The sequence below is a fragment of the Pseudomonas alkylphenolica genome (assembly GCF_000746525.1).
GTDB classification, from domain to species: Bacteria; Pseudomonadota; Gammaproteobacteria; order Pseudomonadales; family Pseudomonadaceae; genus Aquipseudomonas; species Aquipseudomonas alkylphenolica.
This window is the reverse complement of the sequence record NZ_CP009048.1, coordinates 2640792-2654172: the sequence shown is the minus strand read 5'-3', so window position 1 is coordinate 2654172 and position 13381 is coordinate 2640792. Positions and strand designations below refer to the sequence as shown.

At 60.3% G+C, this 13381-nt stretch carries 12 protein-coding genes; 4 read left to right on the top strand and 8 right to left on the bottom strand.

Annotated elements, in window-relative coordinates; genetic code table 11:
* The first annotated feature begins 63 nt into the window (after positions 1–63).
* The 3 genes from PSAKL28_RS12130 to PSAKL28_RS12120 all read left to right on the top strand — a co-directional run bounded on the left by PSAKL28_RS12130 (position 64) and on the right by PSAKL28_RS12120 (position 2292).
* Positions 64–660, top strand: a complete 597-nt coding sequence (locus tag PSAKL28_RS12130) for a cupin domain-containing protein (RefSeq protein WP_167335144.1) — start codon at positions 64–66, stop codon at positions 658–660.
* Between the two features lie 30 nt (positions 661–690).
* Positions 691–1437 carry an enoyl-CoA hydratase gene (locus tag PSAKL28_RS12125; protein WP_038610532.1) on the top strand — a complete coding sequence of 249 codons (747 nt, stop codon included), beginning with the start codon at positions 691–693 and terminating at the stop codon, positions 1435–1437.
* A 177-nt stretch (positions 1438–1614) separates the two neighbouring features.
* Positions 1615–2292: a DUF3313 domain-containing protein gene (locus tag PSAKL28_RS12120; RefSeq protein ID WP_038610530.1), complete on the top strand. Its 678-nt coding sequence runs from the start codon at positions 1615–1617 to the stop codon at positions 2290–2292.
* Here PSAKL28_RS12120 and PSAKL28_RS12115 read toward each other — a convergent pair.
* The 3 genes from PSAKL28_RS12115 to PSAKL28_RS12105 all read right to left on the bottom strand — a co-directional run bounded on the left by PSAKL28_RS12115 (position 2289) and on the right by PSAKL28_RS12105 (position 5607).
* Positions 2289–2696 (bottom strand): OsmC family protein, encoded by a 408-nt coding sequence (locus PSAKL28_RS12115; protein ID WP_038610527.1) that lies wholly within the window; start codon positions 2694–2696, stop codon positions 2289–2291. The genes PSAKL28_RS12120 and PSAKL28_RS12115 overlap by 4 nt on opposite strands.
* Positions 2697–2823: 127 nt before the next feature.
* The gene (locus PSAKL28_RS12110) at positions 2824–4122 is read right to left on the bottom strand and encodes a serine/threonine transporter (RefSeq protein WP_038610524.1); all 1299 of its coding nucleotides are present in this window, start codon (positions 4120–4122) and stop codon (positions 2824–2826) included.
* A gap of 108 nt (positions 4123–4230) precedes the next feature.
* Entirely contained in the window at positions 4231–5607 is a 1377-nt protein-coding gene (locus tag PSAKL28_RS12105) for an L-serine ammonia-lyase (protein WP_038610523.1), read from the bottom strand.
* Between the two features lie 146 nt (positions 5608–5753).
* Between PSAKL28_RS12105 and PSAKL28_RS12100 the strand changes: the two genes are divergently transcribed.
* Positions 5754–6692: a LysR substrate-binding domain-containing protein gene (locus PSAKL28_RS12100; protein WP_038610520.1), complete on the top strand. Its 939-nt coding sequence runs from the start codon at positions 5754–5756 to the stop codon at positions 6690–6692.
* A 4-nt stretch (positions 6693–6696) separates the two neighbouring features.
* On the opposite strand, the gene PSAKL28_RS12095 is transcribed toward PSAKL28_RS12100, so the two are convergent.
* From PSAKL28_RS12095 to PSAKL28_RS28395, 5 genes are all read right to left on the bottom strand, one after another.
* Complete coding sequence (locus PSAKL28_RS12095) at positions 6697–8115, bottom strand: undecaprenyl-phosphate glucose phosphotransferase (RefSeq protein WP_038610518.1); 1419 nt, start codon at positions 8113–8115, stop codon at positions 6697–6699.
* A gap of 162 nt (positions 8116–8277) precedes the next feature.
* Entirely contained in the window at positions 8278–9048 is a 771-nt protein-coding gene (locus PSAKL28_RS12090) for a WecB/TagA/CpsF family glycosyltransferase (protein WP_038610516.1), read from the bottom strand.
* Entirely contained in the window at positions 9048–10235 is a 1188-nt protein-coding gene (locus tag PSAKL28_RS12085) for a glycosyltransferase family 2 protein (protein ID WP_038610515.1), read from the bottom strand. The genes PSAKL28_RS12090 and PSAKL28_RS12085 overlap by 1 nt, the downstream gene beginning before the upstream one ends.
* Positions 10232–11434 (bottom strand): glycosyltransferase, encoded by a 1203-nt coding sequence (locus PSAKL28_RS12080; RefSeq protein WP_038610513.1) that lies wholly within the window; start codon positions 11432–11434, stop codon positions 10232–10234. Before PSAKL28_RS12080 ends, PSAKL28_RS12085 begins: the two co-directional genes overlap by 4 nt.
* 55 nt (positions 11435–11489) lie before the next feature.
* On the bottom strand, positions 11490–12869 hold the full coding sequence (locus PSAKL28_RS28395; RefSeq protein ID WP_306452929.1) for a glycosyltransferase family 4 protein: 1380 nt from the start codon (positions 12867–12869) through the stop codon (positions 11490–11492).
* Positions 12870–13381: the final 512 nt, after the last annotated feature.

The following is a 13381-nucleotide window of genomic DNA, read 5'->3' as shown; positions in this document are numbered from 1 at the left end:
CTGTTTATACTCCGGGGCTTTGCAGCGTGCGGTTCGGAGCACCCCATGAGCAACAGCAGCAAGATGCCGCCCGCCGGCGCCGTTCCCAGCCAGGAAGGCGCCGCCGCCCCGCAGTTTCTCGGCACGCGTATTCGCGGCCTGCGCAAACGCCGGGGCATGACCCTGGCCGAACTGGCCCAGCAGAGCGAGCTGACCGCTGGCTACATCAGCCAGCTGGAACGCAACCTGTCCTACCCGTCGATTCCGGCGCTGTTCAACATCGCCCGCAGCCTGGGCGTGACCATCCAGTGGTTTTTCGCCAGCGAAGCCAGCACCGATCCTGAAGACAACGGCTACGTGGTACGCAAAAACAGCCGCCTGAGTGTCCACTACGAAGATGGCATCGTTGACCAGCTACTGACTCCGCAGCCGAACCGTGAGCTGGAAATGCTCCACTCGCGCTTCCCCCCAGGCACCTACAGCCAGCAGAGCTACAGCCATGAAGGCGAAGAAGCCGGTTATCTGCTGTCCGGCAGTTTCGAGCTGTGGGTGGGCGATCGCTACTTTCAGTTGAGCGAAGGCGACAGCTTCAGTTTTTCCAGCCAGGAACCGCACCGCTACGGCAACCCTGGCGAGGTCGATGCCGTGGTCATCTGGGTGATCACGCCACCGACCTTCTGAATCCCAAGACAAGAACAATAAAGGCTTGCCATGACCGACCTGATTATCCGTGACCTGAACAACGGCTTGCTGACCCTGACCTTCAACCGGCCAGACAAACTCAACGCCTTGAACAGCGCCATGTACAGCGCGCTTGGCGAGCTGCTGCTGGCGGCCACCGATGACCCGCAGGTCGAGGTCATCGTCATCACCGGCGGCGCCCAGTGCTTCAGCGCCGGTAACGACCTCAAGGATTTTCTCGACAACCCGCCCGTCGACATGGACAGCCCGGTGTTTCGCCTGATGCGTATTGTCATGGCCCTGGACAAGCCGCTGATTGCCGCCGTCTGCGGCGCTGCCATCGGCATCGGCACTACCTTGCTGTTGCACTGCGATCAGGTACTGATGAGCCGCTCGGCCAAACTGCGCATGCCCTTTGTACCGCTGGGCTTGTGCCCGGAGTTTGGCTCCAGCCTGTTGTTGCCACGCTTGCTGGGACACCCCCGGGCGGCCCGGCTGCTGTTGTGCAATGAGCTGCTGACAGGCGAGCAGGCCGTGCAATGGGGTCTGGCCAATGAGCTGCATGAAGATGGCGAACAGTGCCTGCAAGCTGCTTTGCAATTGGCGCAGCGTCTGCAAAGACTGCCTCAGGAGGCGCTGCGGGTCAGCAAACGGCTTCTCAAGGATACGCATCGGTCAGAACTGGAAGCCTGCGTGCGTCGCGAGGGCCTGCTGTTTATCGAGCGTCTGCATACGCCCGAGGCGAAGGCGGCGTTGCGTGCGCTGGTAAAGGATTGACGGTGGGAGCGGGCTTGCCCCGCGATACGATGCTGCTGACAAGCCGCAATCGCGGGGCAAGCCCGCTCCCACCCGGGGAAATCCACAGCAAGCTCTGGCGCGCAAGCCGGGAGCTGCTAGCTTTGTTGAAGTCATCTCACACGCGTCATCGCAACCATTGCCAAGGAACGAAAGCCGATGAAATCTGCACTGCGTTCAACCTTACTCTGCTCCGCACTTATCGTACTGGCCGGATGCGCCAACTCCAGGGTCGACCCCAGTGAATACTCCGGTTTTCTCAAGGACTACAGCCGCCTGAAAGAGGCCGAAAGTATCTCCGGCGCCCCGGTAATGCGCTGGATCTCCCCCAACTTCAAGGCCGCCAACTACAAACAGGTGTACATCGAGCCGAGCCAGTTCTATCCCAAACCGCAGCCCACCGACGTGATCACCCCACAAACGCTGCAGCAGATCACCCACTACTACGACACAGCGCTCAAGCGTGAACTGGGTGCGGTCGTACCGCTGGCCACAGGTCCGGGCCCGAACGTGCTGGTGGTGCGCCCGGCGATTACCGCGGTGGCAACCCACACCGAAGGGCTCAAGCCTTATGAGGTGATCCCGATCGCCCTGGTGACGGCAGCCGTCATGACTGCTGCCGGTGGTCGTGACCAGGATGTCGACATCGCCACCGAAGCGGCAATTCTCGACGGCGGCAATAACACAGTGGTCGCCCAGGTGGTACGCAAAGGCGCCGGCACGGAGCTTGAGAACAAAACCACCAAGCTGACCGTGAAAGACGTCCAGCCGGTACTCGACGGCTGGGCCTCGGACATGCGCCGCAGCTTGGTGAAGTTCAGGAGCGAGGCGCGTTAGTCACTCAACTGACTGTCGATCGCAATGCTGCCGCTGAGCAGCTTGTGCACCGGACAGGCGTTGGCCACGCCCAGCAGGCGCTCACGCTGGGCCGCATCGAGATCACCGTGCAGTTCAATGACACGCTTGATCTCGGTGCTCATCGGTGTGGTTTTCTCTTCCTTGACGATATCCAGCTGCACATGCACATGCTGCAGCGGCCACTCCTTGCGCCGGGCATACATCGACAAGGTGATTGCGGTGCACGCCCCCAACGCCGAGAGCAGCAGCTGGTGAGGATTGGGGCCGGCGTCGCGGCCACCGAGGGCCTGGTTTTCATCCGCCAGCCACTGGTTTACACCGGCGGACAGGTTGACGGTATAGGGGATCTCACCCAGCTCGGCGTGAACGGTCGAATCGGTCATCTGCAGTGGCTTCCTTTGCGAGGGTCAAGCCAAAAGGGCCTGACGCGAGTGCATTCACACTAACGTCAGGCCCCTTGCAAGGGAAGTCACGGCAACGAACCGCAGCGTCCTGTCCCTGGAACGCGACTCAGGCGAAGAACGAGTAAAGAATCGCCGACAGGGTAATCAGGCCGATCAACACCACGAAGACATTCGACAGCTTGCCCGAATATTTGCGCAGCGACGGCACCTTGTGGATGGCGTACATCGGCATCAGGAACAACAGGCAGGCGATAATCGGCCCGCCAAGGTTCTCGATCATCCCCAGGATGCTCGGGTTGAGGGTGGCCACGGCCCAGCAGGTCAACACCATGAACAGTGCGGTCAGTTGTTCCAGGCGCTTGGCTGGCAGTTGCTTGCCGCGGCTGCGCAGGCTTTTCACGATCATGCCCTGGAAGCCTTCGCTGGCACCGATGTAATGACCGAGGAACGATTTGGTGATCGCCACCAGGGCAATCAACGGCGCGACAAAGGCAATGACCGGTGTCTGGAAGTGGTTGGCCAGGTACGAGAGGATCGAGATGTTCTGTTGCTTGGCCGCTGCCAGATCGGCCGGGCTCAGGGCCAGTACGCAGCTGAAGCAGAAGAACATCACCGTCAGCACCATCATCACATGCGCGCTGGCCAGGATGCGGCTGCTCTTGTGGTCGGCCTGTTCGCCGTAGCGGTGCTTCTGGTCAACGGCGAAGGCCGAGATGATCGGCGAATGGTTGAACGAGAAGACCATCACCGGGATCGCCAGCCACAGAGTCTTGAAGAACAGGTCCATCGGCATGCCTTCGGACGCCTGGGCGAAGAACGCGCCGTTCCAGTTGGGGATCAGGCTCAGGGCCAGCAGCAACAGCGCGGCCACAAAGGGGTAGACCAACAGGCTCATGACCTTGACGATGATGCCCTGGCCGCTGCGCACCACGATCATCAGGCCACAGATCAATAGCAAGGCCAGCAAGGCTCGCGGTGGCGGAGTCATGTGCAACTGGTGCTCCATGAAACTGCCCAGGGTATTGGTCAGCGCCACGCTGTAGACCAGCAGGATGGGGAAAATGGCCAGGAAGTACAGCAAGGTGATCAGCTTGCCGGCGCCGACACCAAAGTGCTCTTCTACTACCTCGGTGATGTCTTCGCTGGCGCCGCGCTTGCCGGACAGCACAAAGCGGGTCAGGCCACGGTGAGCGTAGTAGGTCATCGGGAACGCCAGCAGTGCCAGCACCAGCAGCGGCCAGAAGCCCCCTACCCCGGCGTTGATCGGCAGGAACAGGGTACCGGCGCCAATGGCGGTGCCGTACAGACCCAGGACCCAGGTGGTGTCGTGGCGATTCCAGGTTTTGCTTTGCGCCGGCGCAGCCGTGCTCGCACCCAGGTGGGTGGTGGTGTTTACATCAGTCATCGATATTGCCTTGTAGTTGTTTTTGTTGCTTATGAATAACTTGATCGCGGGGCAAGCCCGCTCCCACCGGAGCTGTGGGAGCGGGCTTGCCCCGCGATAGGGCTTAACTCAACACTCGACAAAAGCGACAGCCAGGCCGCCGCGCGAAGTCTCCTTGTAGTTGGCATGCATGTCGGCACCGGTATCGCGCATGGTGCGGATCACGCGGTCCAGGGAAATGAAGTGCTCCCCATCACCGCGCAAGGCCATCTGCACAGCGTTGATGGCCTTGACCGCCGCGATGGCGTTGCGCTCGATGCACGGCACCTGAACCAGACCGCCAACCGGGTCGCAGGTCAGGCCGAGGTTATGTTCAAGGGCGATTTCGGCAGCGTTCTCCAGCTGCATCGGCGTCGCCCCAAGCACTTCGGCGAGCCCTGCCGCAGCCATGGAACACGCCGAGCCCACCTCCCCCTGACACCCCACTTCAGCGCCGGAGATCGAGGCGTTCTTCTTGCACAGGATGCCCACAGCGGCAGCACTGAGCAGGAAATCGACAACATCGTTGTCGCAGGCATCAGGGTTGAACTTCATGTAGTAATGCAGCACCGCCGGAATAATCCCGGCAGCACCGTTGGTGGGTGCGGTGACCATGCGCCCGCCCGCGGCGTTCTCTTCGTTGACCGCCAGGGCGAACAGGTTGACCCATTCCATCGCGCTCAATGTGGAGCCGATCACATTGGGCTTGCCCAGCTCCTGCAAGCTACGGTGCAGCTTGGCGGCGCGGCGTTTGACCTTGAGCCCGCCGGGCAGGATGCCTTCGTTGCGCAGGCCGTTGTCGACGCACTCGCGCATGGCCGCCCACAGCTTGAGCAAGCCACTGCGCACTTCGGCCTCCGGGCGCCAGGCCAGTTCGTTGGCCATCATCAGCTCGCTGACGCGCAACTGGTGCTGTTTGCACAGCGCCAGAAGCTCGGCGGCACTGTCGAAGTCGTAGGGCAACCTGACCTGTTCGCTGCTGTCGCCGGCAGCGCCGATCTGTGCGGCCTCGACAATAAAACCGCCACCGACCGAATAGTAGGTCTGCTGCAGCAACGAACCGCTTGCGCTGCTGGCTTCCAGGGTCATGGCATTGGGGTGGTACGGCAGGCTTTCGTCGAGCAGCAGCAGGTCGCGGCTGCAATCGAAGGCAACGGCATGACGACCATCGAGCTGCAGTACCTGGCTGTCCTGCAACTGTGTGATGAGCGGTTCGATATGCTGTGGATCGATCTGGTCGGGCCATTCGCCCATCAGCCCGAGCAAGGTGGCACGGTCAGTGGCGTGGCCGACACCGGTGGCCGACAGCGAGCCATACAGACGAACCTCTACCCGACTGACTTGCTCCAGCAGGCCCTGCTCACGCAAGGCCTGGGCAAAGGTCGCAGCCGCCCGCATCGGGCCCACGGTGTGGGAGCTGGAGGGCCCGATGCCAATCTTGAAAAGGTCGAAAACACTGATAGCCATGCTAATGCCTGCACGCTCAAGCGACGAATGTCGCCCTGCGGCGTTATGAAAAAATTGAAGGGTTTCGCGAAGTTGCGCGATACTGCCCGGTCACCGTGGCATTGACCAACGAAACTTTCTAAGCAAGCCTTTAGCAGTACTAAACGATGAGACGACAGATGAATGGCCAGATGTATGTCTGGCTGCACGTGTTTTCCTGTGCGGCGCGGCACCTGTCGTTCACCCGCTGCGCCGAAGAACTGCACATCACCCCAGGTGCCGTGAGCCAGCAGATTCGTCAGCTGGAAGAGCGCCTGGGTTTTCGCCTGTTCCTGCGCCGCGCCCGTGGCGTGGAACTGAGCGCCGAAGGCCAGCGCCTGGCACAGACGGTCAGCGAAGCCTACGGCAGCATCGACGCCGAACTGCTGCGCCTGGACGCCGGCGAAATTCGCGGCACCCTGCGCCTGCGTTCGATCCCCTCGTTTCTGGCCAAATGGCTGACCCCGCGCCTGCCCCGCCTGCAGCAACGCTACCCGGACATCCAGCTGCGCCTGGTGGCCGAAGACAGCAGTCAGGCTTTGCATGAAGGCGACTTCGACCTGGCCATCGACCTCAACGACGGCAGCTACCCGGGCATGCACTCAACACCGTTGCTTGATGAACAGATCTTCCCGGTGTGTTCGCCGACCCTGCTGCGGGGCCGCCCGCCCCTGCATGGCCCTGGCGATCTTGCGCACTATCCGTTGCTGCACGACATCACCGCCTGGCGCGGCAGCTCGGAATACGCGGAATGGGAGTTTTATCTGGAAGGGATTGGCGCGAGTGGCCTGGACGTGCGCCGCGGGCACACCTTCAACCGCAACCACCTGACCATTGAAGCGGCAATCGCCGGCATCGGCGTGGCCATCGCCCGACGTACCCTGCTCAATGACGAGCTGGAGCGCGGTACGCTGATCGTGCCGTTCGGTTTGCCGATTGCCAATCACAAGCGCTACGTGCTGCTCTATCCGCCCGGTGGCCTGGCGCATCCGAGCGCCCGGGCGGTGCATGACTGGCTGGTTGAGGAAGCCGAAAGTTTCCGCTCTTTACACGCCCAGGCACAGTGAATCGCTAGTAAGCATGCTTGCCAGTGAAGGCATTGAGCGTGCGCACCAGGATCACGAAATCGAGCCACAGCGACCAGTTGTTGATGTACTCGATGTCAGAGTCGACACGCTGGATCATTTGCTCGATGTCTTTGGTCTCACCCCGGAAACCACGGACCTGCGCCAAGCCGGTCATGCCGGGTTTGATGTTGTGCCGGGCAAAGTAGTCGACGATGTCCTGAGAGTACTGCGTATCGTGTTGCCGGGCGTGCGGGCGCGGCCCCACCAGGGACATTTCGCCCATCAGCACATTGAACAGCTGGGGCAGTTCGTCGAGGCTGGTGCGGCGGATGAAGGCGCCCACCCGGGTCAGCCGCGCATCATTTTTCTGCGCTTGTTTGACCACGCCATCTTCCGGCTCATGAACAACCATGCTTCTGAATTTCCAGATACGGAAGGACTCCCCGGTCCAGCCCATGCGTTCCTGCCTGAAGAACACTGGGCCCTGGCTGTCGAGTTTGATCGCCAGGGCAACAGCCAGCAGCACCGGTGATGCAAACAGCAGGATAAGGGCTGCAAGGACTTTGTCTTCCAGGTTTTTCAGGAACAGACTCGTCCCCGTCAACGGCGTTTCAGACAAGGTAAGCACAGGAATGCCGGAAATTTCACGCACACTGTGATTGATCAAACGCAGGGAAAAGATATCGGGCACCCAGTTAACCGCAATGCACTTGTCGAGCAACTTCAAGTACACGTCATTAATGACCGCAGAACCGCTTAGCGGCGTGACCAGATAGACAGTCCTGATCGCATGCTGGACGACGATTTCATCCAGATCGGAGATATGCCCCAACACTGACAGGCGATTCTTCCCTTCTGCGTAATCGCCGCTGTCGCCCTCACCGGTCAAGACACAGCCAACAATCCGCTCACCGAACCAGGGGTTGTTGCTTATCTTCTGATGCAGAAAATGAGCGAGGTCGCCAGCACCAATAATCAGGGCATTTTCCAGACGATAGGCGTGCGCAAAAAAGCGCTTTTGCACCTCGCGCACGGCAAAGTGCAGGAATAGCTGAACAAAATAGCCGATGACAAACAGCTCCCCCACCAGCATGCGCGAATAACTCTCGCTCTGCTTGGTCAGGAACGCCATGACCACAAGAAAACAAAAGGTGGCCGACCATGCTTTAAACAGTCTGAAGGCCTTGATGGACAGCCCGACATTGCTGCGGTAAATGGCGTAGTGGTCGTAGATGACGGCCAACGCGCCGATCAACAGCAACATCATGATGACGTAATCAGAGGTGATGTAACCGATCTGGTCATTGATCAGGTACCAGGCAACGCCGGTCACCGCAATACCGTCGAGACCCGCCTGAATGGCGTTACTGACACTGCTTCTGCGCTGGAGTAGGGAACGGCTGCTTCTGGGTTCGAAAACCATTACTAGACCTCATCAATTGAGATACCACACGCTTTCCCAATATTTCCCAGCCCTGAAGAAGCTTGTGATATCACTGTAGCAGTACCAAGCCATCACCGCTGACCGAGTCATCCCTGCCGTTGATTTTGGCTGAATCGGACGATCCGCTGGTCAGGGTATTCCCTAGGAAGGCCGGGGTGTGTTCTGCGCATCCCCCACCGCAGCCCTGGTGCAGAAAAGCATCCGCAACAGGAACAAGGGATTGCCCACCACATAGCGCAGAAATAGCCGCTTTGGTTCTCTGAGCAACCTGTAGACCCACTCGCACCCTAGCCTGCGTAGCCACTGTGGCGCCCGCGTTACCTTGCCGCCGAGAAAATCCAGGATCGCCCCACCGCAGATGATCAGGCAGGGCACGCCAACGGCTTTGAGTTGTGCGGCAACGGCTTCCTGCCTGGGCATGCCCATGCCCAGCACAATCAGCTCAGGCTGGGTTTGCCGTACAAGGTCGATGTAGGTCTGCACCTCGGCAAAGCCATGATGAACCGATACCACCTGCACACCGGACAGGGCTTCGCTACGCTGCGCCGCCTGGCTCAGGAACGGCTCTTCAGTCCCCCAGAACGCTACACGACGGCCTTTGAATGTCGCCAGCAGTTGCGGAATGAAGTCCGTACCATTCATGTTCAACCCGGGATCGAGGCCCAGGCGACGGTACAGAAGCGCCATGCCGACACCATCGCGTAACAGCACATCCGCCGCCAACAAAGCCTTGAAGTATTCGCCATCGCCAGCCACCAGGTTCATGGCATGGGCATTGACGAACCCCAGCACGGTCGGTGCTTCGGGTGCGGACAAGGCTTGCAGCAATCCCTGTTTGTCACCTGCGCTGCCGACCACCCGCAATTTGCCGATAATCGTTTTCCATCTTTTCTGCGCGGCGCCTTCATCCATTAGCTGTCATCCCGTTTTGAACGCACCCATTCGACCTGGCGTTTGATTAGAAAACCCAGATACAGCGGTATCTTTTTCGCCGCATAGAACGGTGCATACAGCAGCACGGAAAACCCGATCAGCTCACGGCAGAACCGCTTCCACGCCAACAGCACAGCGGCAACCAACAGGGCCATCGCGCCCGTGGCAATCAACGCCGGCACCCACACACCGAACAGCAAAAATGCCAGCCATGAGGCACTGAACACAGCCAGCAAGGTCAAGCTCAGCAAGGCCAGCGGCGGAACCATCAGATCCACCGTCATCGCCAGCAGGTTCCAATTGCGCTGGGTGATCGATGCTGCCAGCAACTTCGGCGCATCGCCCAGCAGCACCCCCAGATGACCACGCTCCCAACGTGCGCGCTGGCTAGTGAGCCCCTCAGCGCTGCGTGGAAAATAGCTGGTGACCTGTGCATCCGGACAAAACAATGGCGGCTTGCCGTTGCGGCAGAAATCCAGGCCCATTTTCAAGTCTTCGACCAGGTGACCGCTGGCCAGATCGACCAGTGCCAGGTCTCGCCAGTCGATCGCCATTCCCGTTCCCATCAATTGGCAAGGCAACCCCACTCGCGCCCAACCGCGTGGTCGCACCAGGTTCTTGACCCGCCAGGCGAACTCGGCAACCTGGACTTTCAGCCCCGCGCCTGCAGGTGCGCACATCAGATCGAGGGCTTGCACCGGCCGCCCGGCACTGGCACAACTGCGCGCCAGATGCTCAATGCCGCGCTCACTCACCTGACAATCGGCGTCAATGACAATCACCACCTCTGGCGCCGCCCCGGCCAGATGACGCACACCACAATCCAGCGCGTAGCCCTTGCCACGCCGTTGCTCATCCCGACGTTCCACCACTTCTGCGCCAACCGAACGGGCCAGCGCGGCAGTGTCGTCGTTACAGTTGTCGGCAACCACCAACAGCCGGTCACCTTCCAGCAGTTGCGGGAGAATGCTATTGAGCGTCGACACGATGCCCGAGGATTCGTTGTGCGCGGGTACCAACACCGCCACGCGCGGCCGCGCGGCGTTCAGCTGCAACCCAGGTCGCGCAGGCAGGCAGGCCAGCAGCACCTGCGCGAACAGCACCAACACCGGCAGCAGCGTGAGTAGCGCCACTGCTCCCAGCAGCCAAGCCAGTAAAGTAATCATGCGGATGCCTTAAAGTAGCCGGCCAGCCTGGCCGCTTCACTGTCGATATCGTGGCGTTGCAGTACACGTTGATAGGCCGCCTCCCCCATGCGTTGCAAGGTGTCGACAGGTTGCGCAAGGCAGTCGGCCATGGCTGCAGCCAACTCCTCCACCGCCCCGGCAGGAAACAGCCAACCGTTCTCACCCTGGCGAACCAGCTCGGGAATGCCCGCCACATAGGTCGTCAGCACCGGCCGGCGCAAGGCCATGGCCTCCATGATCACCACCGGCAGGCCCTCGGCGAAACTCGGCAGAACCAGGGCGCGGGCGCCAAGGATCTCATCGCGTACCTGGGCACTGCTGATCCAGCCAGTGATGCGCACCTGCGCCTGCAATTCATGCCGGACGATCAGCGCTTCGATATCGGCGCGCATTTCCCCGTCACCGGCCAGCACGATCTCGAACACCACCGACTGGGCGGCCAACAGCCGCGCAGCTTCAAGGAGCAACAGCTGGCCCTTTTGTTCACACAAACGCCCGACGCAAACCAGGCGCGGCACACTGGGGGCCATGACTGCCGGCACTTCATGAAACATGCGCTCCAGGCCGCAATGCACCACCTTGACCTTGGCCCAGTGCTCATGCGCCACCCAGCGAAACAGCTGGCTGCGCCCGTAGGAGCTGACCGCCGCGACGAACGCAGCACGCCGGACTTTCTCGCCCAGATACAGAAATTGCGGTTTGTCGAATTCTTCCGGGCCATGCACGGTAAAACTGTAAGCGGGCCCACCGAGTACGTTGGCCAGCATCACCACCTCGGTTGAATTGGTGCCGAAATGTGCATGCACATGCTCAGCTCCATACGCCTGCAACCACTGCACTACACGGCACGCCTCGGCCAGATAGACCAGATGATAGGGCCACGGGCGATCGGCACGCAGACCCATACGCAGGGCCAGCCACAAGGCCGAACAAAAATGTTGCGGGCGCGCACGCAGCACTTGCAGCAACGGCACCAGCAGGCCCTTGACGCCGTCTTGCAGCACATAGCGGGTTTTATCCCGTTCGGACAGGTCCTCGGCATCCTGCAACTCAGCGTCCCAGCCACGCAAGGCAATGCGTTGAATCTCGATGCCCTGGCGTTCCAGCGCCAGAATTTCGCGGCGAATGAAGCTATGGCTGACCTTGGGATACTGATTGATGAAATAAGCAATGCGCATAGGAGCCCGACTGTTTACCCGCGTTATGAATGATCAAACCTGCTTCGCCAGCCTTCTACCTCAGGCTGGCGATCACCGACGGCTGGCCTGCTGCCGAAGCCTGCGACAGCGAGGCCTGCTTGAGTACGTCTGCATAGATCTCCTGGAGCTCCAGGGCCTGGTCGCTGCACAACTTGATACTGGCTTTGAAGGGGTTGCGATGTTCAAGGAAGCGCTGCTGGTGTTCGAGCACATCGGACAGCGCCTGACGCAAGTACTTTTCATCTGTGCTCAGGGGGATGATGGTGCCATTGACGCCATCGACGATATCTTCAACCGTTCCGCCGCCCTGGGTGCTGATCACCCAGACGTCGCGGGCAAGCGCTTCGCGCACCGACAAGCCGAAGGTTTCTTTCAACTGCGTCGGGAACAGCAGAACATCGATACCGGAATAGAACGCGTCCATGTTGGCCTGGGCATAGCCAGGTATGAAGGTGACGGTCCCGGGAATTTTGATGCTGTCTGGCTTGAATGAACGCAAGCCAAGGTGCAGCTGGCTATCCACCACCTTGAGTTCATAGTCCGAGCGGTTGAGCGAGGCAAAGGCACGGGCCAGCAAGGTCACACCCTTGATCGAGACATTACCGCCGACATAGCCAAACCTGAGGGTCTTGCCCGTTTGCTTACGGTAGTTGGCCGCAGGCGCCAGGATGCCATTGTTGTTGACCCGGATCTTCGTGGCATCGAAGCCGTTGGCGATATACAGGTCCCTGGCAAACTTGCTCGGCGCCAGTAACAGGTCGGCCTTTTTCAGCATGCTTGCCAGCCACTGCTGGCGGTAATCGTTGAGGACCGGATCGTCTACACACTTTGCGCAGACTTCAGTGGAAATCCTGGTTTGCCCGCAGTATTGCCCATGGTTATTGATCATGAACTGACGCCCACAGATCCACCAGGTGTCATGCAACGTCACCACAAAAGGAATGCCCGCCTTGCGGCAACTTTCCGCCAGCTGCGCGCCGAGTCCTTGCACCGAATGCAAGTGCACAAGGTCTGGCGCGACGCTGCTGAGCATGGCCTCGAAGATATCGATTGTCGCGGGGTTCTCAAAATATTCGGAGCGCTCATCGGGTAGCCCCATGCCGATGACCGCAACCTTGTTGACCTCATACCTGAACAAGCCGTAGGGCGCTGCGTTGGCGACTGGCAACGAGGTGAAAACGAAAGGCTGCAGTTGCGATGCCTGCGCCATCAACCGCGTCATCTGCTCCGCAATAATCGTGGCGCCGCCATAACTTCTCGGGGCGAAGAATATGTTTGCCGACAGCACGCGCCTGGCGCGAGTCTTCGCCTGCGCAGGAAAGATCCGGCTCAGCGGTTGCCAACTCTTGCTGTCGGATTCAGCGTCCGGAGTCTGCTCGACCAGCGTCACATGCCTGGCGCCAGCCTCAGTCATTGCCAGGGCCAAGGTGGCCGTCGCAGCGATGGCCCGGTCACACGACAGCAGCGCCTGTTGATACAGCGCCACGGCTGTCAGCAGGTTTGCGATGGTGCCGTCGCCCAAGGAATTCAGATCATTGCCCTGGCGGTACGCCTGCGGATCGAAAATCAAGTCATCGGCGTCCCAGTAGGAGGTGACCTTGAGCCGCCTGGCCTCCTCGATCAACTGCAGTACATCGGCGAAGGCAGGCACCCGAAAGAAGATCACCGCTGAACACATCTGCAGTGCATTCAGACAAGCGCCGTGGTCACGCCAATCCACAACGCGGCATCGGTAACCGAGGCCTTCAAGCGCTTGCTGGATCTGCGCCACCCGGGGTTTTGGGCGTTGCGACAGGTCAGCCTCGCCGATCAACACCACTTTGTTGGCGAACAGATCGCTGGCCGGTACGTCAGGATTACCCAGCGGCAGGCTTTTCTTGGCATCAGGTGCTTTCCACAGCAGGCCCGGCCCCTGCTTCAACAACT